The organism is Thalassotalea sp. 273M-4 (genome assembly GCF_041410465.1).
GTDB lineage: Bacteria > Pseudomonadota > Gammaproteobacteria > Enterobacterales > Alteromonadaceae > Thalassotalea_A > Thalassotalea_A aquiviva.
Genome location: NZ_CP166961.1, coordinates 3,225,875 through 3,252,501, shown reverse-complemented (window position 1 = coordinate 3,252,501; position 26,627 = coordinate 3,225,875). Strand labels below are relative to the sequence as shown.

The window sequence follows — 26,627 nt, the reverse complement described above, 5'->3', positions numbered from 1 at the left end:
CTTTAGGCTAACATTTTTGAATATGAAACCTGCACGGTATTAACGCCAATGTATAAACATTTAGATTAAGAAAACAATATTTAATATGAGCGGTTGAATGATCAAACTTACGAAATATTCAGTCGATTATGCAAAAAAACAATTGATTGTTAGAGGTTTAGGCAAAAAAAAAACCGATACCGCCATTAAGGCCGTATCGGTAAGAAGCTTATGGGGAAGCTAGAAAACAAAAGTTATTACAACAAGAATTCCCTTAGGAATGACTTTATATTAGAGCCTTAACTCTAAGTTGTAAACCCCTTTTTGAAAAATAATTACACAAAAAAGGGCTGTTTCTGCTATTTTTCGTTTTTTGGGCTTTTTTATGTAATAAAAAAACGTAAATTATTAGAGTTTTCTTTTAGAAATCTCGCCCAAAATATTATCAACTCAAATGTCTTAGCCAAACATAGCCTTAGTGAAAACAATACCCATAAAAAGGCAGTGGTTGCTATTTTTCTGACATTGCAGATAATACTTTTATCTTTCGTCATTTTTTGGGGTCGCCATGACCGACAATTTTCCGTGTATAAAGAGAGTCTGCCAGCCGCGTTTACTCGCGACTTTGGCTATCGTGGCTGCCTTGTTGGCCGGTTGCGCTAGCCCAAATAAATCACCATCGACTGTCGCCCCCGTCAAATATAAAAAATTAAACCATCAAACGGTAGAGCGAGAATTTAGAGCCGCGTGGATTGCCTCTGTTGCCAATATTAATTGGCCTTCCAAACCTGGTTTATCGACATCGGCGCAAAAAGAAGAAATTATTGCTTTACTTAACTTGGTTGAAAAAAACAATCTTAATGCGGTGATATTACAAGTTCGCCCCCAAGCCGATGCTTTTTACCCAAGTTATTTAGAACCTTGGTCTTATTTTTTAACCGGGGAGCAGGGGAAAGCCCCCCAACCTTATTATGATCCCTTAGCCTTTTGGATTGAGCAGGCACACATTCGAGGCATCAAATTACATGCTTGGATCAATCCTTATCGTGCGCACCATGTCACCGGCGGTTTAGTTACTGAAAAGTCGATAGTGAAGACCAAGCCAAATTTAACCGTTGGTTTGGAAAGTGGTTATTACTGGCTTGACCCCACCAACCCTAAAACCCAGCAACATACTCATAAAGTGGTGATGGATATTGTCAAAAGATATGATATTGATGGTATTCATATGGATGACTATTTTTACCCGTACCCGTCCTATAACAATAATAAAGACTTTCCGGACTCTGTTGCTTACTTGGCGTATCGAAAAGGCGGTGGTCAGCTGTCACAAGCAAATTGGCGACGAAAAGCGGTAAATGATTTCGTTAAAAAGCTTTATTTCAGTATTAAAAAAGAAAAACAACACGTTAAATTTGGTATCAGCCCCTTTGGTATTTACCGCCCTGAGCAGCCCAAGGGGATTCGGGGATTTGATCAATATGAAAAGCTATTTGCCGATGCTAAATATTGGCTAAATGAAGGCTGGATTGATTACTTTGCGCCACAGCTATATTGGCCGATAAACCAATTAGCTCAGAGTTACCCTGTGTTATTGGCATGGTGGCAACAGCAAAATCTCCAACAACGCCATTTATGGCCCGGCATGGATATAGCGAAAGTTAGTCAAGACGCTGGTATTGATGAAGCGCTTAATCAAGTAATGATTAACCGCGCTTTATTACCCTCAGCAGGGATGGTGTTTTGGAATATTGGCCATTTACAGCACCAAGGTGAGTTTCACCGAGCGTTAACTCAAAGCGTATTTGCCGATAAAGCACTAATACCGGCCTCGCCATGGCTTGATTCGGTAGCCCCAGAGCCACCCCAAGTGACGTTTAAAGCAAACAACCAAAAGATTGCAGTAAGATGGCAGCATCAACAAAGCGATGATGTTTTTCAATGGCTATTGTATTACCGATATAAAAATGAATGGCGATATAAGGTGCTTACTAAACATCAACGCTCGTTCAACTTACCAGCATTTATTTCAAATTCTGCGCGTGGTACTCAGGTTGATTTACTTAAGGATGTGGCAGTGATTGCGGTCGATAGAAATGGTAACGAAAGTAAACGGATCAATACCTCCATTGTGCCCAGCATCATTAAACAGGCTTTAATGTAACGACTTGGATTACCCAACAAGGGTACTGGATATAAGTACAGTTGTTCGATATACTGATAAAAAACGTAACGGCTGATTTAATGTGAAACTTTATATTGCTGAGAAACCCAGTTTAGGTAGAGCCATTGCCAATGCTTTACCTAAACCACATAAAAACCATAAAACCTATATAGAAGTCGGTAATGGTGATGTTGTGAGTTGGTGTATTGGTCATATTTTAGAGCAAGCCGAACCTCAAGATTATGATCAAAAGTACGCTAAGTGGCAACTTGAGCACTTACCTATTGTGCCAGAAACTTGGCAATTGAAACCCAAATATCAAACCCGTAGCCAACTTTCGACCCTTAAAAAATTAGTCAAACAAGCATCGCTCATTGTTCATGCTGGCGATCCCGACCGCGAAGGACAATTACTGGTCGACGAAGTGATTGATTACCTCAACGTTTCTGCAACCAAAAAAAACAAAATTCAACGCTTATTAATCAGTGATTTGAATATCAGTGCGGTGAAAAAAGCACTGAATTCGATGCAGCCCAATAAGGACTTTGTCCCGCTTTCGGTGTCGGCATTAGCCCGGGCGAGAGCCGATTGGCTGTATGGTTTGAATATGACCAGAGCCTATACCATTTTGGGTAAAAAATCTGGTTTTGAAGGCGTTTTATCGGTTGGACGAGTACAAACACCGGTGTTGGGATTAGTCGTACAACGCGACTTAGACATTGAGCAGTTTGTTAGTAAACCCTTTTATCAAGTACTTGCGACATTGGCCACCCAAGATGGGCAAGTATTCCACGCTAAGTGGCAGCCCAGTCAAGCATGTGCGCCTTATATGGATGAAGAAGGGCGTGTGGTGGTGAAAAAATTGGCTGAGAATGTGGTCGCTCGAATTACGCATCAACCCGCAACGGTTGCCGATGTAAGAGAAAACCTAAAAAAGCAAAATCCGCCTCTTCCTTATAACTTATCGGCGTTGCAAATTGATGCGGCTAAGCGATTTCATTTGAGTGCGAAAATTGTTCTTGATGGCTGTCAGAGTTTATATGAAAAGCATAAGCTGATCACTTACCCTCGATCGGATTGTCGTTATTTACCCAAAGATCAATGGGCTCAATCTAGCGCCATCATCGATATGTTGGCCTCTGGCGATCCGAGCTATGCGGAATCGGCAAAAAAAGCAGATAAGTCATTAAAAAGTAAAGCCTGGAATGATGCGAAAGTGGGCGCTCATCACGCCATTGTCCCCACATTGAAATCGGCAAAAAATATTAGTTTAAGCTCCACCGAGCAACGTATTTATCAATTAATAATACGGCAATATTTGGCGCAGTTTTATCCACCACATCAATATGCGCAAACGGATGTATTAATTAATATTGTTGAAGGTGAATTTAAGGCCAGTGCGAAGGTCGTTAAAGTTATCGGATGGAAGGCTTTATTTCAACACTCTGGCTCAAAAGACAGCAAAAGTTCTGAGGCAAAAGAAGATAATAGTATCAATAAGACATTACCACCGTTGGTAAAAGGGCAGGGATTACAAAGTTTAGAGCCTCAGTTACTGGAAAAACAGACCAAGCCCCCAGCCTCCTTTACCGATGCCAGTTTACTGGCGGCTATGACCGGTATTGCTCGTTTTGTACAAGCTGCTGAGATAAAAAGCATCTTAAGAGAAACCGATGGTTTAGGCACCGAAGCGACTCGGGCTGGGATTATTGAATTATTGTTTAAGCGTGGGTATTTAGAGCGTCAACATAAGCATATCCGAGCAACAGACATTGGCCGAAAGTTAATTCAGGCGTTGCCTTTAAGTGCTCGTTTGCCAGACATGACCGCTCAGTGGGAAGCCAGTTTAAATAACATCGCTGAGCGACAAACCAGCTATCAGCAATTTATGCAGCCATTAACCCAAACGTTAACTCAGTTAATGGGTTTTGCAACAGAAAACCCGCCAACGCAGTTTCAGGGCTTAAAAGCACCGGGAAAACCGGCTTATAGAAAACGGCGACGAAGAGCTGGCGCCAAAGCTGTGAAAAAGGCTTCTTGATATTAATATCATAGCTTGCTTAACACCTAAAGAGAGCCTCGACTCTCTTTAGGTTATGCAACGTTCCTTGCTCATTGACCATTAATGCGCTTGTTGCCAGTTATCACCATGACCCGCTTCTGAAATAAGGGGCACGTCTAATTGCACTGCATTGTCCATAATCGCCACCAACTTTTGCGTTGTTTCGGCCAAAATGTCTTCTGGAATTTCAAAAATCAGCTCATCGTGTACCTGCATGGTCATTTTAATGCGCGGGTCATTGTTTTCCTGTAACCATTGCGCAACAGCAATCATCGCTTTTTTTATGATATCCGCTGCCGTGCCTTGCATCGGTGCGTTAATGGCAGCACGTTCAGCGGCTTTTCGGCGAGCACCGTTGCGCGACTTTATTTCCGGTAGAAATAATCGACGACCAAATAAGGTTTCAACATAACCTTGCTCGTTAGCTAGAGCTCTGGTTTCTTCCATGTACTTTAATACCCCAGGATAGCGTTCAAAGTATTTATCCATATAGTCTTGGGCACGACCTCGAGGTATTTGCAATTGCTTTGCCAAGCCAAAAGCAGACATACCATAAATTAAACCAAAGTTAATGGCTTTGGCGCTACGTCGATGATCACTAGTGACTTCATCTAGCTCAATGTTAAAGATTTCAGCGGCAGTCGCCTGATGAATATCTCGACCTTCAGCAAAAGCACTTAATAAGCCTGGGTCTTGCGACAAATGGGCCATGATCCTTAATTCAATTTGCGAATAATCGATGGCAACAATCTTGTAGCCTTCTGGGGCAATAAAGGCTTGACGGATTTTTTTCCCTTCTTCACTTCGAATAGGAATATTCTGTAAATTAGGATCGGTTGAGGATAAACGTCCCGTTGCGGTGACCGCTTGTTGATAAGACGTGTGTACTCGGCCACTGTCTTTATCAATCATCAAAGGCAGTTTGTCCGTGTAGGTTGACTTTAACTTACTTAAGCCACGATGCTCTAAAATTAATTTTGGCAGTGGGTAATCTAACGCCAGCTCTTGCAACACTTCTTCGGCGGTTGAAGGGGCGCCTTTAGGGGTCTTTTTGATGACCGGAATATTAAGCTCTTCAAACAAAATCGTTTGCAGTTGTTTAGGTGAGCCTAAATTAAAATTTTTGCCAGCAAGTTCATGCGCTTTAATTTCAAGCTCGTCTAAACGTGTGGCAATGTATTGGCTTTGCTGAGCAAGCAAATCGGCATCAACAAGCACACCGGTACGTTCCATTTTTGCCAAAACACTCGATAATGGTAACTCTATTTCAGAGAATACTTTTTGGCGTTTGGGGCAATCGGCCAAAGATTGCCATAATTTATGGTGCAGGCGCAAAGTGATGTCGGCATCTTCGGCGGCATAATGGCCGGCCTTTTCGAGTTCGATTTGATTAAAGGTTAATTGCTTAGCGCCTTTGCCGGCAATATCTTCAAAGTGAACGGTGTCATAGTCGAGATATGTTTTCGCCAATGCATCCATATTATGGCGCGTTGCCACACTGTTAAAGCAATATGACTCTAGCATGGTGTCAAAGCCGATACCGTTTAAGTGAATGCCATAACGCTGTAAAACATTAGCATCGTACTTTAAATTTTGACCGATTTTTAAAATCTCTTGGCTTTCTAAAATCGGCTTCAATTGGTTTAAAACATATTCAAGCGACAGTTGCTCTGGTGCACCGTCGTAGTCGTGAGCGACTGGGACATAGGCCGCTTTGCCAGGTGCAATCGCAAATGAGACCCCCACTAAATTGGCTTGCATGTAGTTTAGGCTGTCAGTTTCGGTATCAAAGGCAAAAAGTTTGCTTATTTTAATTTTCTCAAGCCAGACACTAAGTGCATCTTTATCATAGATAACATCGTATTCTGGGGTTATATCTTCAGGCTTTTCTGTATTTTCACTGCGCTCGGCCGATTCTTTGTTGTTATTCGCGGGAGTGTCGGCTTTGTCTAATTCGGCTAGCAGTCGTTTGAGTTCAAATTTACTGTAGAACTCTCTTAAGGTCTCTACATCGGGGTCTGATTGGGTGATCTCTAACAGGTCTTGCTCTAATTCAACATCCAGTTTAATGGTCGCAAGTTCGTAGGACAGTGGTAATTGCTCGAGTGCCTCGCGCAGGTTTTCACCAATTTTGCCTTTCACTTGGTCCGCATTTTTAATCACATTATCTAGAGTCTGATGCTCTGTTAACCATTTGACCGCCGTTTTAGGGCCACATTTTTGCACGCCTGGAATGTTATCCACTTTGTCGCCAATTAAGGCAAGGTAATCGATGATTTGATCTGGTCTTACGCCAAACTTCTCGATCACACCTGAGACATCCGTAGTGGTATTGGTCATGGTGTTGATTAGTGTGACATGCTCGGTAACTAACTGAGCCATATCCTTATCGCCAGTTGAAATAATGGTTTCTAAGCCATAAGTCGAAGCTTGGTGCGCTAAGGTGCCAATTACGTCATCGGCTTCAACACCATCTATCACTAATAATGGTAATCCCATCGCCTTTATAATGTTATGTAAAGGTTCAATTTGACAGCGTAAATCATCTGGCATGGGAGGGCGGTTCGCTTTGTATTCAGCATAAAGATCGTTCCTAAAGGTCTTTCCTTTAGCATCGAATACCACAATGATTTTGCCGTTAGGGTACTCTTTTTGCAGGCTTTTGATCATGTTTAGTACACCGGTGATAGCCCCGGTAGGGTGCCCATCTTGGGTAGATAAAGCCTGTAAGTAAGGGACGTAATAGGCTCGAAATAGATAGGATGAACCGTCAACTAAGATATAAGGAGATGATTGAGTCATAGGAATGTTTATGTTGCTGAATGTTATCTAGCAATAGGATGCCACAGATGAGCTTAAGTGACCATTTAATTTGCTCTTATTACCTGTAAAGGTATCCACTTTGATTGTGGATAAGTCTGTTAACACAATAGCTAAAGCCACCGTCCATATAACAAATGGAGAGTGTACATTTTACGGAAGACGGGAACTGTTGTGGGATTGCGATATGTCTTTAAACCGTTTTTTATTATTCTTATATATTTTTAGATTGTGGATAAAAATTCATCATTATTGTATTTATGAACACAAAGCGTGGTTGTTTTTTGTCCAGCCATAAGATACTAGCAGAATGATTTTACAAAAAAAACATTTTTCCAACATTTTTTTAAGTTTTTGCTCAGTCGCTGTAATGATTGCCTAAAAAGGTTCATTTGTCCTAATCATTTACAATAAGAATCATTATGGCAAAAGTAGTGAAATAAAGCTTAATGACTCAGGTGCAGATAATAAGAACATAAAAACCGAATATGTTAATGAAAATGCAACATTAATTTTCTAATATAGACTCTCTTTAAATTTTTATATCATCCTAAACTAACAACAAGAGTCATAAAATGAATCGAAAACTATTTGCCTCCATCCACCTCTATTTAGCGACGTTTTTAACCCCAATTTTTTTGTTGATAAGCTTTTCAGGTGGGTTGTACTTGTTCGGTTATAAAGGCGAAACTGAAAAGGTGCCGGTGTATCAAGGCATAGTAAGTTTTAAGCCAACAAGCAGTGATTTAGAACGTCATGTTCGAACATTTTTGGCCGACAGAGGTTTGACTAATGAGTTTGAGTATTTGAAAATATCCGGTAACACCATCTATACCCGACCGATGTCAAAAGATTATTTTGTTTTTAACTTTAATGGCGAGCATCTTGAAGTCGTGCAAGAAAAGCCTGACTGGATTAAAACGATTGTCGAGTTACACAAAGGACATGGTCCAAGTTGGTTTAAAACCTTGCAAAAGTTTACTGCCATCGCGTTAGTCTTTATTGTCTTTTCAGGCTTGATGATGGCGTTGTTGAGCCCAAGGATGAGACCCACGGCCATTAAATTTGGCTTAGCAGGGGTTGTTGCAACTCTGATTGCGGCGATCAGCTAAATGATTACATCTGGTAGGACTTTCGGCCAACAGTGAGTCGCTAATAATATCAGCAACCGATCGATTTCTCGGCGGTTGCTTTTTCCAGTTTGTTCAACACGTTAGCGCATGGTCACAAACTCTTCGGCCGCTGTTGGGTGAATCGCAATGGTGTTGTCAAAATCGGCTTTGGTTGCGCCCATTTTTACCGCCACGGCAAAGCCTTGGAGCATTTCATCACTGCCCAAACCTATACAATGCATGCCGACAATTTTTTCATTCTTACCCTGACATACCAGTTTCATGCGACAGGGCTGACGATGTTGCGTAACCGCGGTATACATAGACGTAAATTGTGATGTATAGATGGTAATGTCGTCATCACCAAATGTTTCTATCGCTTGTTTTTCAGTTAAACCAATCGTACCTATGGTCGGGTGTGAAAAGACCACCGTTGGGATCAGGTTATAATCGAGGTGCTCGTCAGTTTTGCCATTAAATAAACGTTCACTTAAGCGTCGACCTGCAGCAACCGCAACAGGGGTGAGTTGAGCACGGCCGGTGTTATCACCAACAGCATAAATATTGTTCACCGGGGTGTTTTGATATTTATCGGTCTCGATAAAGCCTTTATCGTTTACCTTAAGATCTGCTGCTTCTAAGTTAATGTTATCGGTTGCGGGTTCTCGGCCAATCGCCCAAATGATGGTATCAACGGTGATCGCTTCTCCACTTTCAAGTTCTAGCGTTAAGCTGTTGTCGTCATTTTTAATCACGGCTTTTGGCGTGCATTGAGTTTTAAGGGTTGGACCTTCTTGGGCCATAATTTCAACCAAAGTATCACTGAGCATATCATCAAAGTCGCGTAATGGTTTATGTTTACGAACCAATAACGTGGTGTCGCTGCCAAGGGCGTTTAATACGCCTGCAATTTCAACCGCGATATAGCCGGCGCCGACAACTGCAACACGTTTGGGTTGTTCGGTTAAAGCGAAAAATCCATCAGAAGTTATGCCATGTTCGGCCCCTGGAATGTTGGGCACAGAAGGGCGTCCGCCGGTGGCAATGAGAATATGATCAGCGGTGTATACTTCACCATTCACGGCAATGCTGTTTTTATCGATAAATTGACCAAACCCTTTGATCACCGTAACATTATTTTTTGCTAACACGTTGTCATAAGAGTTATGAATACGAGAAATGTATGCTTGACGACTTTCGACTAATTTAGCCCAATTAAGTTTACCTGAGGTGAGATTAAAGCCGTAATCTTCGCTGTACGAGACCGCATCCGCGATTTGACCAGCATACCACATCACTTTTTTAGGCACACAGCCAACATTGACACAAGTACCACCTAAATCTTTGGCTTCAATAAGCGCGCATTTTTTACCATGCATGGCGGCACGGTTTATCGATGCAATACCACCACTGCCGGCGCCAAGAGCAATATAGTCAAAATGTTTGGTCATTAGATAATCCTTATAAAGTGTGTGAAAAAATAGCCATTATATTTAGGTTAATGAAGGTGATTGAGGCTATTTACAAGGGCTAAGCCCTTTTTTATTCTAGCTAAACTGTTGTTATCGATAATAGACGGTTTTTTGAGGCAAATCATATATTTTACAAACAACCGCAACATTGATCGCCTGAGTAACAATTTCAGCCAAGTTGATGTGCTAAAATGCACCGCCTTTTAAAGATGAGCCTGGGGAGTCTGGAGTCGTAATGTCAGTATCAAATTTAAAACATAACATTGGTTTTCAAGTTATCTTGGCCATGGTCATTGGCGGTGTTACCGGCATGGTTATGGGCGCTGATGCCAGTGTGTTTGCTCCTTTAGGTGCTATTTTTATTCACGCCATCACAATGTTAGTGGTGCCTTTAGTCGCGGTTTCTATTATCAGTGGGGCTGCTAACTTAGGCGCATCACCATCGGCAGGAAAAGTTGGCGTTGGCACTTTATTGTTTTTCTTAGTAACCTCTGCATTGGCTGTCGGTCTCGCCTTGTTACTCGGTGAGGTATTACGTCCTGGGATTGGTGTAGACACGTCTTCTGTTTCCGGTATGTTTGCCAATACATATCAAGACAAAGGTCAAGTTGCAGGTGTATTTGACACCATAGTTGCGATGATCCCAACCAATATATTTTCGTCGTTATCAAGCAGCAACATTCTGCAAATTATTGTTTTTTGTATGTTCTTTGGAATTGCATTGAGCAAAACCAAAGGCGACAAAGCGAAACCTATTTTAGCCAGTATTGATACCATCATTGACGCTTTTGTGTGGATGATTAATAAAGTGATGATCGTTGCGCCACTTGGAGTATTTGGCTTAATGGCCGATGCTGTCGGCACCTTTGGTTTTGATATATTAGGTATCGTGTTAAAACTGGTGATGGTCTTTTTAATCGCTATTTTAATCTTTGGCTACATTATTTACCCATTGTTGGTTCACTTTTTGTCAAATGTTTCCGCCAGTCACTTTATCTCGGTAATGAAAAAACCTCAGGCGGTTGCTTTATCAACAGCGTCATCAATGGCAACCTTGCCCGTTACGATGGAAGTGTGTGAACAAGAAATTGGTGTGAAAAATTCGGTTGCTGCGTTTGTATTACCCTTAGGGGCAACCATTAATATGAGCGGAAACGCGATTTATTATGGCTTAGTGGCAGTGTTCTTTGCGCAAATGTTTGGTATTGATTTAAGCTTAAGCGCCTACGCTGCGATTATTTTTACCTCGACTATTGGTGCGATAGGACAAGCAGGTGTACCCGGTCCTTCGTTTTTGGTGGTAGCTGTGTTGTTAGCCGCAGGCATTCCAATTGAAGGTTTGCCATTATTATTTGCCCTCGATCGCATTTTTGATATGGTCCGCACCGCATTAAATATAACCGGTGATGCGGTATGTGCGGTGATCATGGATAAAGTCGCCGAGCAATAAACACACTTATTATTAGATAAATGTTCAGATACCCTTGAATACTGCTTAAAAAGATCTTATCTCTTTAAGCAGTATTGAATAATAAAGGCGTACCATGAGCAATCCATTATTGAACCTTACTGGCCTACCAGTATTTTCAGAAATTCATCCCAAACACATTCAACCAGCCATCGAAAAACTGATTGCCAATAGTAAATCGGCAATCGAGTCGGTGGTTGCCCAAACCAAACCTCATACCTGGGAGTCGTTGATTACTCCAGTTGAACAAGCGGAAGATGAATTAGAACGAGCTTGGTCGGCGGTTTCTCACATTAATGCGGTAATAAACTCTGACGAGCTTCGAGAAGCACATGATGCCTGTTTGCCGATGCTGTCCGAATTTGGTACTTGGGTAGGTCAACATCAAGGCTTATTTGAAGCTTACGAGCAACTTGCACAAAGCCCTCTTTATCTTGCTTTAAATAATGCTCAGAAGAAAAGCATTGATAACGCATTAAGAGATTTTAAATTATCGGGTATCGCCTTAAATTCAGAAGATAAAAAACGTTACGGTGAAATCCAAACCAAGCTATCAGAACTGTCGTCTAAATTTAGTAATAACTTATTAGACGCTACCGGCGCATTCACGGTGCTTATAGAGCAAGAATCGGAACTGTCGGGGTTGCCTGAAAGCGCATTAGCAGGGGCGAAACAACTGGCGCAAGCGAATGAGCAAAACGGTTGGCTCTTTACCTTAGACATTCCGAGCTATCTACCGGTGATGATGTATGCAGACAATGCCGAATTACGGGAAAAAATGTATAAGGCATATGTTACCAGAGCATCAGATCAAGGTCCGAATGCTGGGGAATTTGATAACAGCGAAATTATGGCTCAAACCTTGGCATTACGCGATGAGTTGGCCAAATTACTGGGCTTTAGCAATTACGCCGAAGAGTCGTTAGCCACCAAGATGGCGGAAAACACAGAGCAAGTATTTGGCTTTTTGGAAGATCTGGCGGTTAAATCAAAAGCCCAAGGCGAGGAAGATCTTGCGCAATTAACCGAGTTTGCTAAGCAGCATTTTGGTAAAGACCAGCTGGCACCATGGGATTTGGCTTATTACAGTGAAAAGCTAAAGCAAGCTAAGTACGCCATATCAGATGAAGATTTACGACCATATTTTCCTGAAGATAAGGTAATTGCTGGGTTATTTGAAGTGGTACAGCGATTATATGGTCTGCAAATCAAACCACGAGATGGCGTGGATGTATGGCATAAAGATGTTAGCTTTTATGACGTTTTCGATGACACTGGCGTCTTACGCGGTAGCTTCTACTTTGATTTGTACGCGCGCGAGAAAAAGCGTGGCGGGGCTTGGATGGCAGACTGTGTTGGTCGTCGTCAATTGCCCAATGGTGAGATACAATTACCGGTCGCCTTTTTAACCTGTAATTTTACCAAGCCAGTAGGCGCTAAACCGGCTTTATTTACCCACGATGAAGTGGTGACTTTATTTCATGAGTTTGGTCATGGCTTACATCATATGTTAACGCAGGTAAATGAAAGCGCCGTGGCTGGTATTAATGGTGTGCCTTGGGATGCGGTTGAGCTCCCGAGTCAGTTCTTAGAAAACTGGTGCTGGGAACCGCAAGCGTTATCGTTTTTATCAAGCCACTTTGAAAGTGGTGAGCCGTTACCGCAAGAAATGCTAGATAAAATGTTAGCGGCGAAAAATTTCCAATCGGCGATGCAAATGCTAAGGCAGTTGGAGTTTAGTCTTTTTGATTTTACCATTCACGCACACTACGAACCTGAAAAAGGTGATCAAATTCAATCGGTGTTAAACGCGGTAAGAGCGAAATATGCGGTGGTTAAAGCACCGGAGTTTAATCGCTTTCAGCACAGTTTTGGCCATATTTTTGCTGGCGGTTATGCGGCCGGTTATTATTCTTATAAATGGGCTGAAGTATTATCGGCGGACGCCTTCTCGCGTTTTGAAGAAGAGGGGATTTTTAACCGCAAAACCGGTAAGGACTTTTTGCAAAACGTGCTCGAAAAAGGTGGTTCAGAGGAGCCGATGGAATTATTTAAAGCATTTCGAGGCCGAGAGCCAAATGTTGATGCTTTGCTGCGTCACAGTGGCATTGGTGTTTAGATAAAAAAAACGGCGCTTAAGGCGCCGTTTTGTTATTACCAACACTCAGTTGACTGCGCACCGTCTGAATTAGTGGCATATTTTTTACTTTGACTGTTAAGGTAAATTTTTGCGCAACTGGCATCGGTACCACCCGCATTAGTTGCCACTAACTCAAAGCTTGTGGTGATGGAGCCGGTAGGGCCTGCAGCAACGGTTAAGGTATAGTTTTGATTGTTGCTGTAGTTGCTTCCAAAATTTAAGCCACTGGCCGAGGTGACATCTTGCGTATAGGTGCCGTTTTTTATAAAGAACTTTTCTTGCTCAACCGCAGCTTCCATTAAAAACTGATTGGCTTCAGAGCGTTTGGCTTTATTTACCGAGTCCATATAACTGGGTACGGCAATCATCGCTATGATTGAAATAATCGCCACCGTAAACATCGCTTCAATGAGGGTAAAGCCCTGTGTTGTTATTGTTTTTTTATTGCCCATTATCTGGTTCCTTATTGTGTGCTGATATCAACCCAAGTGCGACGACCCGGAATAAAATTGGGGCCGACAGTAATGCCAATAGAGCTAATATCGGCTTCCATAATGGTTGGCTCTCCACCGGTTGAGTTTGAATCAATACTGTTTTCACTGGAAACCCCATCTGTTTGTAAAATAAAATCAGGGGTTTTCTCAATAAACTCTTTGAGTTTTTTCAGCTCTTTACCGTTTGCGTCTTTAATTTTTTCACAATCATCTACTTTAATGAGGTTGTCGATACAGTATTGTTCAACGTCCGAAATGTAGGTCAATAGCTCGGTGTAGTTGATGTAACCATACTCATTTTGAAGTTTGGTATAGTATTCTTGAGCCAAAAGTTGCTCCTCGGTCATAGACGCCTCAGCATTTTCGGCGGTAATTTGATCGCGTATGTTTTGCACATCTTGATCATAATTGTCGTTGCCGTAACAAGAACCTTTGTAGTGCCAAAATAGCGTTGACTCATATAAATATCCATTTGCTGGTGCATCGCTTCCTTCGGTACCAGCCGCTCTTAAACCGCCATATATATTTACCCCATCTTTAAGCACAACATCAACGCCATCGACGCTGATGGTGGTGGGTAAATCCTCGGGGACTTGTTGGTGCAACTGACTGATGTTTTTGACCACATTGGCGTCGATAAGCTGGGTGATTAAAGCACCATTGCGCCATCTGCCCTTGGTGATATTAATATCGCCTTTCACACAACCGGTTTGAGTTGGATGTAAGCCCCCTAAGACAATGGTGTACGAGTCAAATGAATTACGTAAGGTGCCACCATTGGCGATGAGTTCATCATAGGTAAAAACGAGCGGATTGCCGTTGTAGTCGAATAAGTTTGAATTGCCTTCAGCATCAAGAATATCTAAGCCTCTTGCTTGTAAGTCGAGTAATTGCACATGCAACATTTTTTGATATTCAACGATGTTATAAACGTGTTGTCCGATCGTGATATGACTAAAAGACGATAAGTCGGCATTCGAAACGGCAACAAAAAATTTGGTGGTTGGTGTTGTAACATCGGTAACTTTTACATGGCCAAAATCATCACCACCAAGGCCAATATTGATATAGTCGACAAAAGGTTGGTTAATTTTTTTGTCGTATTCATGGGTGTGATTGGCGGTGCCATCGCCAAAACCATTATTGACATAAGAGTCGGTGTCAACATCGATATGACCACTTAAGAAGTTACAGTCAAAGGTACAACCAACGGGGTCGGTAACCAATTTAGAATAATTAAAAAACTTGGTGTCGATGCCATTACTAAGTCGCGCCAATAATGGACCCGACATAACCCCTTGGTTTCGCTGCCAAGCAACCGCTATATTAGTGCGTAGTGGGCTACTGTCAACATTGTCGCTGACTTCAAATAAACCATTACCATCAATATCAAAAATGGTTTTGCTTGGCGCGCCACCATTTGAGTATTTTATTTCAAGTAACCAGTTCTCTTGTAAATCAGGATTTGGTTGCGCCAAGGTCATTTGCATTCGCCCATCACGTAAAGTGTGGTTGGTGATCACACGATAGCCGTCTACAAGAGGCACTTTCCAACCGGTGTGAACATCCCAGTCAATGGCATTGTCGGTCATTGTGCGCACGTTTTGTCCGACATGTGTTTTGCTTTCAGAGAGGGTTTGCAGCAACAGATTGTGGGTTGACGGTGTTGTGCCTTTATCCCAAATGCCGTATATGGCTTGTCGAGTTACGTCGTATAAATCGTCTTCGGTGAATATTTTACCGGTGGTAAAGTAAATCATTTTACCACCATTTGGGTGGGTGGCGACACTGGGTTTTACCGTAATCGGTTGGTTTAATTCGGCAGTAAACAATGGCTTAGAATAAACCACCGTTTTCGTCTTTAAATCAAACTTCCATAAATTGCCTTGTAGGTCGCCGGCATAAGCGTAATCGAAAACTTGGTCGCGATCGACGTCGACTAAAGCCGGTGTTGATAGGCCATTCGGACTGTCAACACCCCCTGAAAGTGTATTGATTTTTTGGATTATCCCAGTCTCAACATCAGTAATGGTGAGTATTGCTTGTCCATTAGTGCTGTTATAACCATTACCATTGACGATATAAAATTTATTATCGTCTAATTTAACAAACGACCCTTGACCGTAAGCATCGCCCAAGTCGCTGTCCAGTTCGGCGGTTTGCACCCAAAGCACCTTTTTGTCATTGCCTAGGTTGCTACTTTCTGCGGTTAAATTAGGGTCGGTAATATCTAAGGCAAATCGCTCTTTACCCCCCGCGCCAAGACCACCGTAAAGGACAGTGCGCCACTGATCATTTATTTTTACATCGCTTACTGATATTGAACCATCAACATAATATTCGTGAAAGTATGGATAGGCGACTAAGTTGTCGAGTTTTCGAATCACTGTGGGGGGAATAAACGCATACACTTCTTTACCTGTTGCGGCATCGAATACGTGTAACATGCCATCGTTTGCGCCGACATATATTCGAGGCGCACGATTAAGGTTATCTTGTTGAAATTGAACATAAGCTGAGTCGGTATAATTACGATTAGGCGCGCCAACATAGACCGGATTCGAATGAATAATATCGCCAAGAAGATTATAACGTTTGCGATAATTACCGTTGGGCGATTCATTACTACGATCACCGCGTATAAAATTTAAAATGGGGCTACTGGTAGCAAACGCTTGTGCTTGAGAGAGATCGATTTCATTTTTTTGTTCAGCACTTAAGTTATTCCAGCGAAATGCTACTTGATTGGTGCCATTGTAGGTAATGATTTTGCGCTCGGTATCCCAGTAATTTGGATTTAACGCTTCGGCAGCGTTGAACATTAAGCGTGCTGACCAATTGGTTCCATAATTCGTTGGGGTGGCAGTGCTTAAGTCAATACTGGTTGATACTTGACCAGAAGAAGATATGTCGTATTCGATTAAATCCCCTTGCCAGGCCCCATTTTCAAACCAAGGGCGATAGCCTTTGCCGCCATTTTTTAAATCAAAGGTGCTAAGCGCCATAGGCTGTAAATAGCCTACAGGCTGAGTATTTGGATTAAATGTTTCATAAGCGTTCGCTAGGTTATGCAATAATGCAATAATAGCTAGGCTCGTTGCTTTTATTATTTTCATATTATTGACCCTTACTAACTGTCGCTGCTATGGCATCTCATTGGTTATGTAAACGGACTGCACAACCCGTTGAGTACCTTTTAGGCTGGTGCTTCTGGCGGTGATAACAAAAGAATAAACATGAGAACCTGTGGTCACTAAGTGATCATTGGTTTGCACTTCGTTTTCACCAGGAATTTCTTGTTTACCTCGGTAATGGACTATGTACTTATCGCCTTCGGCGGTAGTCTCCACCTTGGTGTCATCATCCCAATCGATATTGTAGACATCGACCACATCATTTAAGTCATAGTAGCCATCGTTTTCGGTGTTTAAATCAAACAGGCCTGGCTCATTGACTTTGGTATCGATGGCTTCTTCAGCTTGTATGATAGCGGTTTCGGCATCATTGAAAGTGATAATCGCAAGTTGACTATTGGTTGACATTAAAGTTTGGGTAACCGACGTTCTAAAACTGGAAATACCAATAAGAGTGATTAGGACTAAGACAATAAGACTGATAGCCAGCACCGCACCTTGTTGGTTGCGGCGATAGTCATGTTGGTTTCGATGCTGTTTTATGGGCATTGTTGTTGTCATCGTTATGGCTCTATAAGTTGTTCAGCTTATTTCTTATCGCTATTGTTGACGTTAAAAAAAGTCGATAGTAGTTATCATTAGGGGTGAAATTGATGTCACCTAGCTTATACGTCGTCGAATTGGTGTAGGTGTTGTCAGGGCATTCATCTTTGATTAAAAGATAGATGCGAACCGTGCTGATGTTATTCCAATTGGTAACATCATTGGCTGACACATATCGATTTGGGGATAAGTCACCGGTTACGTCAATGCCATATTCAACTTGTAAATTTTCAACCCCCGGTAACAGCATTTCACTGGTTGGTACCCCATCTTTTAAATATTTCCAATACAAAGCGGGTATTACATCGCCTTTGCAGGTGTCACCCGAATCACCAATAAAAAAACTATGGGCGATTAATTGGTGGTTTGTTTGGCTGGCAATTGCAAGGTTGGTATTGCTTGGGTCGGCCTCGGCGTTCCCTAAAAAGATACGTCCTTCAAACAGTGATGAACGCAAATAAAGCTCAGAAGAATCAAACGTATTGACCAGCCAAGGAGAGGCATAGCGCAAGGTTAGAATATCGCCTCTAAGGTATTCTAAGTCGCTAATACAGGCATAACCCAGATTGGTATCATTAAGCCCGTAAATGTGTTGCTCCACCATGGTTGCCCACGAATTACCAAACGGATTACAGGTCCCGTTAGTTGGAGTGGTGATCCCCGCGGTGCCGGTAATATCTCGAATGTTGGCATTACCACCAAAGTAACCGGCTCGTTGAATATCTCTGGCAATGATATTAATGGCAAAACGTCCGGTTTCTTGGATGTTAGCAAGTCGGTTTGTTAAGCGGTTGGTTACCGTGCTGCTGATGTAAAAGCTATACAAGGTTCCGATGATCATGACACCAATGAGTAAGGCCACCATAATTTCTATAATGGTATAGCCTTGATTCTTTTTAGACTTATGAGATATTTTTTTTATCGTCATGCTACAGACCTAAGGTTAAACTTAAGCAATCTAAATCTTGATCCGACTCTACTGGACAGTTTGTTCCGGTTGAACCGCTCATATCTTGATCCCAACGAACTAAAATTGTAATGGTGTCAGTGGTCTGAGTGATTTCTCCAGCGCCAGACGGTAACGTGCCTTTGACCTCTTGTTGCCACTGATATAAGTCGAAAGTGACCATTTCTGCCGCGGTGCAAGCACTGGTTTTACAATCGACAACCGTTGGTAAAACACCATGACCGATAAGATAAAGAGTCCGGCTATCGATGTTTGCCCGAATACGTTCAGACATGTCGTTGATATAAATGGCGGCTATCGAGCCATCTTCTGACTGGTGAGTATTTTTTAGCTGAGTTAATTGCAATGAGGTTAAACCCAGTAAAGCAATGCCAATGATGACGGTGGTCACCAGTACTTCAATTAACGTAAATCCAAGAGACGTATTGTGTTTAGCCATCACTGGATACTCCACAGTTAATTGGGGTGTATCTGTCGGTATTTTTTACACTAACCTTGCCAAAGCGATTAATAAAAATTGATCTGGTAAATTGGCTAATTTGATTGTTTTTACATAGCACCAAATGGCCGGATGTACTTGCGGTACCACTGGGTGAAAAGGTTATTTGACTGTTTAAGCCAGTATGAGACCCTAACAGGGTATAGTTGTCTGTTAACGCTGGGTGTACGGATATAATAGATAGAGCACCATTGTTATTGGCTTCTTTTACTATCCAGCCTTGATCCCAACCTTTGGATAAATCACAATTGTCTTGGCTGGCGTTAATAGCGCAAACGGTAACGTCTTGACCTCGCTTTATTGCTTCACTGCGCGCAATGACGATAGAGCGATGAATTTCATTCGCTTGACTCGACATTTGATTTGACGAAATCATTTCTAAAAAAGAGGGCATGGCTACGCCAGATAAGATTGCGGCAATAGCAACAGTTACCATAGCTTCAATGAGGTTAAATCCCCTGATGTGGCGAGAACTCTTAAACATAAACAACTCGAAGAACCATCCATAAAGTATTCGAAAAACTCACACAAACCTTGCTTATAAAAATGTTGGTATTACAAGGGTTTGCCGATTAAAAGTGTTATCTACTTAAACAAAGCACAAGAATCTGATTTGGTCAAATAATCACCGGTGAAAAACTTATTCGAAAGTGAAAAAGATACGCTGGTCAAAAGCACCATAATCTTTAGTGCGCAGCCATTGTCAGAAGTTAGCGCTCAGCGATTGTCAGAGGTGCTTTTTGCGATGGTCGAAAAAGTTTTAATAGAGGTTTAATTGGTTGGTCATAATCGACTTAGGGTTACTATCCCCTTCTTTGTTTTAGTATACTTTTGCTATTAAATATTAGGTCGTGCAAAGTGGCTGTGTTTTGTCGCTAAGTTGCAAAGGTAGGGAATCGATAGTGGAACACATTCAATCAATTTATCAGCGGGCTGCTGAGCGCAAAGGTGGCAAGGTTCAGCTTGACATTTTGCTAGGGAATTTACCCACACAGCAACAGTCTTATCAGTACTTATCACAACTGGGAAGTGATCGCTATTTAGCCGAATTTAGCAAGAAAGTGTTTCAATCTGGCTTTGTTTGGCGCGTGGTTGAGAATAAGTGGCCAAACTTTGAAGAGCTTTTCTTTCAGTTTGATATTGAAAAAATCTTGATGATGCCGGAAGAGATGCTAGAGCGTAAAGCGCAAGACCCCAAGATTATTCGTAACTTTAAAAAGGTGAAAACCATTAAAGCCAATGCGCAAATGATTTATGACGTAGAGGTCGAGCAAGGTAGCTTTGCTGAGTTTATAGCGCATTGGCCAAGTGAAGATATTATTGGTCTGTGGAGCTATTTAAAAAAACATGGTCAAAGGCTCGGCGGTAACACAGGGCCTTATGCATTAAGAGCGTTAGGTAAAGATACCTTTCTATTGAGCCGTGATGTGGAAGCGTATTTTCGAGGTCATGATTTAATCTCTGGCGGCTTAACCAGTAAAACCAGTTTAACAACCATCCAGCATTGCTTTAATGAGTGGCAGCAACAATCAGGGTTCAGCTTGGCTAAAATCAGTCGCTTAATTGCGTTAAGTACGGGCGATAATTATCTCTTAGAAGAAGTTGACGAATAATCTTTGTTTTCGATCTAAATAAATAGGCAATAATACTCGCGCTAAGTTTCAATTCTGCTAGATTTTAAATTAAGACGAATTCAGGGATTGAATGTCTTAATTTATGCATTGGATAAGTTTTCGTTCAGTCTCAGTGAAAGCATAAAATGCTATCTTTAGCTTACCTTTTCTTCCCTATTCGTTGATATATCTGTTTGACAGAGTCTTGGATCGATTATCTTGATCCATCAAAATCGTTCATTGGCATATAGGTTTATGTTTTTGAACGAGTTATTTATTACATGGAGTGTAAATTTATGCGTGAATTAAACGTAAATGAAGTACAAAAAGTGAATGGCGGTATTGCTGCTGTAGGTTGGATTTTATATGGCGCTTATGTGCTTGTTAGAACCTATCCAAGAGCTTCTGCTATAGGTACTGGAATTGCCGCCGGTTGGTACTCAGAGGCGGAGGATGCTTAAAATGAAAGAGTTAACTCATAAAGAAGTATCAAAAGTTTCTGGTGGTATAGCCCATATCATTATTTTAGGTGATATTGCTGTAGGAATGGCAATTGGTAGTACACTCAAAAAATTAGTCAATAAATATTGGTAATTCTAGTTAGGAGGCAAATCATTTGCCTCCATTTGGAGCAACAATGATTTTAGATATTTTAACCGATTTAGAGATAATACTTGGACTTTTGACGGCAACCTTTATTTATTTTTTTATATTGGTATTTCACAATAAAAACCCCTTTTCATTAGTCACTTTCTTATCTGGGTTGGCTCGAATAGTATGTGCATTTTTATTCATGGCTATCATCATTTGGGTTTTAAAACCGTATTTGGATTCAAATTGGGAATCGGGCATTATTGTCGGTTTGCTAGGTGCTCTTGTTTTTATGGTTATTTACTCTAAGGACTATTATGATCAAGACAAGCGAGAAAAATAACATCGAAATTTATAATAAATGCTTCAGCCTTTTGTAATCTATTAAAAATATGAAATTATCTTTTCTAACAAGCGTTGCCGTTTGTATGTTAATGATTGCTTTAGGAAGTGGGGCGTTATTTTGCCAAGAATTAATCTCCTTTTGGCACACCAATTCACTTAATACGATAAAAGCATTCTTGTCATTTATTATCTTTTTATATTCAGGTTTTATTTTAAAGTTTTTTGCCAACAATAGTATAAAAGCCATTTATGGCTTTATGTCTTTGATGTTATTTATGGGCGGAACATTTTTTATGCGACGACTGCAAATGGTTGATAACATAGAGATCGTTGATTTGGTCATTGCGCTTTCTGTTATTATGCTGGTGGTGAGTGGCCTGTGTTTTGTAAAAACATCATCATCGAACAAGCTTTGGTAAAATAGATTGTTATTTCATCCACAGGTCACTGACGTTATACTTAGTCCACGATATAGCCCAAATAATACAGCCTTATGACCGCACAGCCCCATTGTCTAATTTTTGCCGAGCACTTTCAAAATATTATGCATGCCGAAGACATCGCATCAAGGTGGTCACTAACCTATGGTGGCGAGCTTAAAGACATCAATAAAGTCAAATCGCCGTTTTATTTATTGGTTACCGACGAACGTCTGCAATTACATAAAACAGATGAGCCTAAACTGGATGGCATTACGGTTGATTTTATTGATGGTGCCGTTGGGCATAGACGTAAATTTGGTGGTGGTCGTGGTCAAGATATTGCCAAAGCCGTTGGTCTTAAGCATGGCTTTAATCCGCATGTTCTCGATGCCACAGCGGGGTTAGGCCGTGATGCCTTTTTACTCGCCAGTCTTGGTTGTAAGGTGACCATGATGGAACGCCAAATTCCTGTTGCCGCCTTGTTATATGATGGCCTTGAGCGTGCTAAGCGTGATCCGGAAATAGGCCAGTGGATTGAACAGCGTATGCAGCTAATCAACACTTCATCCATTGAGGCGATGAATCAAGTTGATGACGTGGATGTGGTGTACCTTGACCCTATGTATCCACACAAGCAAAAGTCCGCAGCGGTTAAAAAAGAAATGCGTGTCTTTCAGACCTTAGTTGGTAGCGACCCCGATGCCGACGAATTGTTAGCGCAGGCGCTTGATATTGCCAAATATCGAGTTGTGGTAAAACGACCAAATTATGCTGAGCCATTAGCGGCTAAAGCACCTTCTACCAGCATCAAAATGAAAAAAAATCGTTTTGATGTCTATGTTAAACAAGCCATCCCTAAGTCTTAATAAAGTCTTAATAGCCCCTCAAGCCAACTTGATGTGGGCAATTTGGGCGCTTACATAAAAGACTGGGATGTACACAGTAGCCTCGGCTCGTAAAGTAAGCAGAGCATACTCCATTGCTTGAAAATACTGATCTTTTCATCGCCGAATTAGGTTAAATCAATGAGATTTGTTGATAAATAGCAACATAAAGACAGTAGCAACAAAGAAATTCAGACATCTGTTACTCATCAACTTATAATAGGGGATGAGTTAAACCGCAACAAGGACATAATAAATGATCAAAATAAACGACGCGATACCAGAAGCACAGTTACAACAGCTAACGCAAGACGGTATTAAAACGCATACCACCGAAGATTTATTTGCCAATAAGAAAGTGGTTTTATTTGCGGTTCCTGGCGCTTTTACCCCAACCTGTTCTGAGGCACACTTACCTGGTTACGTCGTTAACTACGACGAATTCAAGGCGAAAGGGGTTGATCAGATTATCTGCACCTCGGTAAACGATGCTTTTGTTATGCAAGCGTGGGGCAAAACACAAAATGCAGACAATATTATGATGTTAGGCGATGGCGATGCTAGCTTTGCAAAGGCTCTTGGACTAAGTATGGAAACCGGAAGTTTTGGTGGCATTCGTTCGCAACGATATGCGATGATTGTCGATAATGGTGTCGTAACCCATTTACATGTGGAAGCGCCGAAAGAATTTGAAGTAAGTAAAGCACAAAGCATACTTGCTGTACTTTAACGAAAGTGAGGAAACGATGTTAAAAGCGCAAATGGTGGAGCAACTAAATGCTCAAATAAACTTAGAATTTTTTTCTTCTAACTTGTACTTACAAATGAGTGCGTGGTGTGAAGACAAAGGCTTCGAAGGAGCGGCTTTATTCCTACGCAAGCATGCCATTGAAGAAATGCAACATATGAATCGTTTATTTAATTACGTAAGCGAAACCGGTGCGATGCCGATTATTGGCGCAATAGAAGCACCTGAGCATGAATTTGATTCGCTACGTTCGGTCTTTCAAGCAACGTATGAGCACGAATGTTTAATCACTGAAAAAATTAATGCATTGGCGCATACCGCTTTTACCACACAAGATTATTCTACGTTTAACTTTTTACAGTGGTTTGTTGCCGAACAACACGAAGAAGAAACCTTATTTAAATCCATTTTAGATAAAATTGCTCTAGTTGGTAGTGACGGTCATGCTCTGTTTTTCGTTGATAAAGACTTAGCCGAAATGGCTAAATCTGGTCCCACTTCGGTTGAGCCAGATCTGAGCGCTTAATTACTGTGTCGACTGAAAACATAGATGTCCTAATCATTGGGGCCGGCGCTGCCGGCCTTATGTGTTCCCTAAATGCAGGATATCGAGGCCGCAATGTGGTGGTGGTTGATATGGGAAAAAAACCGGGCAGAAAAATCATCATCAGTGGTGGTGGTCGATGTAACTTTACCAATCAAAACGCTACGCCTGCCAATTACCTTTGTAAAAACCCGCACTTTGTTAAATCGGCTTTAAGTCGTTACACCCAATACGACTTTATCGATATGGTTGAGCGTCATGGCATTGAGTACCATCACAAAACCTTAGGGCAGTTATTTTGCGACGATAGTGCTCATGATATTGTCGATATGTTAATGACTGAATGCGACTGGTCTGGTGTAAGTGTTCACTATCGTTCTGAAGTTTTAAACGTTGAAAAAAACGACACAGGTTATTTGGTTAGCACTTCTGGTAAAGACTACCAGTGTGAGTCTTTAGTCGTGGCTTCAGGTGGGTTAACCATGCCCAAATTGGGTGCTTCGCCAATTGGCTATAAAATTGCCGAGCAATTTGGATTAAAGGTATTGCCTACATGCGCGGCTTTGGTGCCTTTTACCTTGCATGATAAAGACAAACAGCGCTTTGATGGTTTATCTGGTATTAGCATCGATTGTGATGTCAGCAGTGAAGATGGCACTCAGTTTCGAGAAAATATTTTATTTACGCATCGCGGTTTATCTGGGCCAGCTATTTTGCAAATTTCGTCGTTTTGGCGAGCAGGGCAGGCCGTAACCATCAATCTTTTACCCGATATTGATTTGGCACAAACCCTCCAGCAAATGAAAGGCGAAAGCCCTCAACGTGCATTGAAAACAGCGTTGTCTCACTTATTGCCGAAACGGTTTATCGAAAGGCTTTATGCAAGTAATGACGTGCCCGATAAAGCATTAAATCAGCTTACTCATCAAGACTATCAGCAACTGGCAAACTACTTTCATCAATGGCAAATTAAACCAAATGGAACTGAAGGCTATCGCACCGCAGAAGTCACCTTAGGTGGGGTCGATACCGACGAGCTATCGTCAAAAACCATGGAAGCAAAAAAAGCCAAAGGCTTGTATTTTATTGGCGAAGTTACCGATGTAACGGGCTGGCTTGGAGGGTACAATTTCCAATGGGCTTGGTCGAGTGGTTGGGCTGCTGGGCAAGTCGTCTAATGTTGATTTCTTTAAATTAAATGCTCTATTTGCGTTAATTGTTGAATCTATAGCGTTGAGGTAGTATATATCTACCTCATATTTTGCTTATTTATGTCTCGGAATACGAAGCGAAACTGAATATATTAGGAACAATATAAATATTCCCTCTATGCCCAAAAGGAATACAAATAGTTCAGGGCTTTGATCAAAGTAAATTTCCTGCTGAGATCCTGTAAATCGAGTTATGACATGACCTTTATATAGGCAATAACTAAAATGTAATGAAAAAATACTGAGTAACAACAACCTGCTCAGTAAGGCTTTATAGTTAATGTTTTTCTTCATGCTTTTCATTCCTTGATTTTAAAGCTATTTTCTATAATGACATTGGAAAAGCCAAGTTTTCATTGACTAGGTATTCCATTTTTATCTCTTGGTACTTGTCTCTTTTACTATCCATCATCCTCATCCATCCTAAATAGTTCGGAAGATATTCGGTTCCAACACCATTAAATCTACGGATCCAGCTCCGTAAGCGGCTCATATAGCCATTTACATTTTGTATATGAAACTGGCCTCCGATCACACGCTCACCTTTACTTACAATTGTGCGATAGTGCTGAATATTCTCTTCCTTAGCAAAAGAGCGGTAGGCGTGTGCGCCATCACTACACAATATGCTGTCATGATTGACTATTGGCCTCATTGCCTTATGGATCTCGCTGCTAGAGTGTTCTGCTAGTACAAAGTCAGTCAAACCTCCATTTCTGTCAACTACGATCAATACGGGGATCTTATCATCTACAGTGCGTCTATCGCCCATGCCTCCACGCTTTCTAGGTTTTCGATCATAAATCGTGTGATTTCCTTTAAAGCTCTCCATAAAGAACATTTCATCGGCTTCAATTATTCCTGCTACCTCTGATGGTTTACGTTGAGCAGGAGCTTTAAGGAATCGGTGTCGCCAACGAAACGCTGTAGTCTCTGCAACTTCAAGTAATTCAGCAACTCGCCTTATAGGTAAGCCATCAAGCATATATTCCAAGTTTTTAGCCCACAACTCACGTTTTCTCAGTCGAGCAAGTGGAGTTTTGGTTAGCGCATTGAAAGTTTTGCCGCATGAAGAGCTTTTACATTTGAATCGCTGTAAACCAGCAGCCATACCCCATTTGCCAATTTCTTCATTGCCACAGTGAGGGCATATAACATCATCGCCTTTACATTCATTGATTAAGTTATCTGTATCACCACGTTTGAGGTCTTCAACAACATGATGATGTAGCAATCGCTTCTGGTTGTGTGTTAGCTTAGATAACGACTCAATAATTAATGTAAATTGATTCTTCTTCAATATCCCGACCTCTCTAGCTTTGGGACAATTATTTATAGTACAAATTCAGAGAACA

23 protein-coding genes are annotated in these 26,627 nt (G+C 41.4%); 14 read left to right on the top strand and 9 right to left on the bottom strand.

Annotated features, from left to right (window positions below):
* Positions 1–547 precede the first annotated feature (547 nt).
* Both ACAY00_RS14380 and ACAY00_RS14375 read left to right on the top strand, forming a co-directional pair.
* A complete protein-coding gene (locus tag ACAY00_RS14380; protein WP_371375213.1) occupies positions 548–2,143 on the top strand; it encodes a glycoside hydrolase family 10 protein in 1,596 nt (531 codons plus the stop codon).
* Between the two features lie 82 nt (positions 2,144–2,225).
* On the top strand, positions 2,226–4,184 hold the full coding sequence (locus ACAY00_RS14375) for a DNA topoisomerase III (protein ID WP_371375210.1): 1,959 nt from the start codon (positions 2,226–2,228) through the stop codon (positions 4,182–4,184).
* A gap of 81 nt (positions 4,185–4,265) precedes the next feature.
* Here ACAY00_RS14375 and polA read toward each other — a convergent pair whose 3' ends face one another.
* Positions 4,266–7,013: a DNA polymerase I gene (gene polA, locus ACAY00_RS14370; RefSeq protein ID WP_371379750.1), complete on the bottom strand. Its 2,748-nt coding sequence runs from the start codon at positions 7,011–7,013 to the stop codon at positions 4,266–4,268.
* A 587-nt stretch (positions 7,014–7,600) separates the two neighbouring features.
* Between polA and ACAY00_RS14365 the strand changes: the two genes are divergently transcribed.
* On the top strand, positions 7,601–8,137 hold the full coding sequence (locus ACAY00_RS14365; RefSeq protein ID WP_371375207.1) for a PepSY-associated TM helix domain-containing protein: 537 nt from the start codon (positions 7,601–7,603) through the stop codon (positions 8,135–8,137).
* 101 nt (positions 8,138–8,238) lie between these two features.
* Here ACAY00_RS14365 and gorA read toward each other — a convergent pair whose 3' ends face one another.
* Positions 8,239–9,588, bottom strand: a complete 1,350-nt coding sequence (gene gorA / locus ACAY00_RS14360; RefSeq protein ID WP_371375204.1) for a glutathione-disulfide reductase — start codon at positions 9,586–9,588, stop codon at positions 8,239–8,241.
* 256 nt (positions 9,589–9,844) lie between these two features.
* Here gorA and ACAY00_RS14355 point away from each other — a divergent pair, with 256 nt between their 5' ends.
* A complete protein-coding gene (locus ACAY00_RS14355) occupies positions 9,845–11,059 on the top strand; it encodes a dicarboxylate/amino acid:cation symporter (protein ID WP_371375201.1) in 1,215 nt (404 codons plus the stop codon).
* A 94-nt stretch (positions 11,060–11,153) separates the two neighbouring features.
* Positions 11,154–13,196: an oligopeptidase A gene (gene prlC, locus ACAY00_RS14350; RefSeq protein ID WP_371375199.1), complete on the top strand. Its 2,043-nt coding sequence runs from the start codon at positions 11,154–11,156 to the stop codon at positions 13,194–13,196.
* Positions 13,197–13,231: 35 nt separating this feature from the next.
* Here the strand turns inward: prlC and ACAY00_RS14345 are convergent, their stop codons facing one another.
* From ACAY00_RS14345 to ACAY00_RS14320, 6 genes are read right to left on the bottom strand one after another with little or no spacing between them, the layout of a single operon-like run.
* Positions 13,232–13,669, bottom strand: a complete 438-nt coding sequence (locus ACAY00_RS14345) for a type IV pilin protein (RefSeq protein WP_371375196.1) — start codon at positions 13,667–13,669, stop codon at positions 13,232–13,234.
* Positions 13,670–13,680: 11 nt separating this feature from the next.
* On the bottom strand, positions 13,681–16,827 hold the full coding sequence (locus ACAY00_RS14340; RefSeq protein ID WP_371375193.1) for a pilus assembly protein: 3,147 nt from the start codon (positions 16,825–16,827) through the stop codon (positions 13,681–13,683).
* Between the two features lie 27 nt (positions 16,828–16,854).
* The gene (locus ACAY00_RS14335; RefSeq protein WP_371375190.1) at positions 16,855–17,406 is read right to left on the bottom strand and encodes a PilX N-terminal domain-containing pilus assembly protein; all 552 of its coding nucleotides are present in this window, start codon (positions 17,404–17,406) and stop codon (positions 16,855–16,857) included.
* 10 nt (positions 17,407–17,416) lie between these two features.
* A complete protein-coding gene (locus ACAY00_RS14330) occupies positions 17,417–18,376 on the bottom strand; it encodes a PilW family protein (protein ID WP_371375186.1) in 960 nt (319 codons plus the stop codon).
* A 1-nt stretch (position 18,377) separates the two neighbouring features.
* Positions 18,378–18,854, bottom strand: a complete 477-nt coding sequence (gene pilV, locus ACAY00_RS14325) for a type IV pilus modification protein PilV (RefSeq protein WP_371375183.1) — start codon at positions 18,852–18,854, stop codon at positions 18,378–18,380.
* The gene (locus ACAY00_RS14320; protein WP_371375180.1) at positions 18,847–19,398 is read right to left on the bottom strand and encodes a GspH/FimT family pseudopilin; all 552 of its coding nucleotides are present in this window, start codon (positions 19,396–19,398) and stop codon (positions 18,847–18,849) included. The genes pilV and ACAY00_RS14320 overlap by 8 nt, the downstream gene beginning before the upstream one ends.
* Before the next feature lie 418 nt (positions 19,399–19,816).
* On the opposite strand from ACAY00_RS14320, the gene ACAY00_RS14315 reads away from it, so the two are divergent.
* From ACAY00_RS14315 to ACAY00_RS14275, 9 genes are all read left to right on the top strand, one after another.
* Positions 19,817–20,527: a DNA-3-methyladenine glycosylase I gene (locus ACAY00_RS14315; protein ID WP_371375177.1), complete on the top strand. Its 711-nt coding sequence runs from the start codon at positions 19,817–19,819 to the stop codon at positions 20,525–20,527.
* 296 nt (positions 20,528–20,823) lie between these two features.
* Complete coding sequence (locus tag ACAY00_RS14310) at positions 20,824–20,988, top strand: hypothetical protein (RefSeq protein ID WP_371375174.1); 165 nt, start codon at positions 20,824–20,826, stop codon at positions 20,986–20,988.
* Position 20,989: 1 nt separating this feature from the next.
* The gene (locus tag ACAY00_RS14305) at positions 20,990–21,121 is read left to right on the top strand and encodes a class IIb bacteriocin, lactobin A/cerein 7B family (RefSeq protein WP_371375170.1); all 132 of its coding nucleotides are present in this window, start codon (positions 20,990–20,992) and stop codon (positions 21,119–21,121) included.
* Positions 21,122–21,164: 43 nt separating this feature from the next.
* On the top strand, positions 21,165–21,461 hold the full coding sequence (locus tag ACAY00_RS14300) for a hypothetical protein (protein ID WP_371375167.1): 297 nt from the start codon (positions 21,165–21,167) through the stop codon (positions 21,459–21,461).
* Between the two features lie 85 nt (positions 21,462–21,546).
* Positions 21,547–21,882: a hypothetical protein gene (locus ACAY00_RS14295; RefSeq protein ID WP_371375164.1), complete on the top strand. Its 336-nt coding sequence runs from the start codon at positions 21,547–21,549 to the stop codon at positions 21,880–21,882.
* A gap of 125 nt (positions 21,883–22,007) precedes the next feature.
* Positions 22,008–22,751, top strand: coding sequence for a class I SAM-dependent methyltransferase (locus ACAY00_RS14290; protein WP_371379747.1), 744 nt, complete (start codon positions 22,008–22,010; stop codon positions 22,749–22,751).
* Between the two features lie 274 nt (positions 22,752–23,025).
* Complete coding sequence (locus tag ACAY00_RS14285) at positions 23,026–23,499, top strand: peroxiredoxin (RefSeq protein ID WP_371375161.1); 474 nt, start codon at positions 23,026–23,028, stop codon at positions 23,497–23,499.
* Between the two features lie 16 nt (positions 23,500–23,515).
* Positions 23,516–24,043 (top strand): non-heme ferritin, encoded by a 528-nt coding sequence (gene ftnA, locus ACAY00_RS14280; RefSeq protein ID WP_371375159.1) that lies wholly within the window; start codon positions 23,516–23,518, stop codon positions 24,041–24,043.
* 59 nt (positions 24,044–24,102) lie between these two features.
* A complete protein-coding gene (locus ACAY00_RS14275; protein WP_371379744.1) occupies positions 24,103–25,239 on the top strand; it encodes an NAD(P)/FAD-dependent oxidoreductase in 1,137 nt (378 codons plus the stop codon).
* A 358-nt stretch (positions 25,240–25,597) separates the two neighbouring features.
* Here the strand turns inward: ACAY00_RS14275 and ACAY00_RS14270 are convergent, their stop codons facing one another.
* Positions 25,598–26,572: an IS1595 family transposase gene (locus tag ACAY00_RS14270; protein ID WP_371375157.1), complete on the bottom strand. Its 975-nt coding sequence runs from the start codon at positions 26,570–26,572 to the stop codon at positions 25,598–25,600.
* Positions 26,573–26,627: the final 55 nt, after the last annotated feature.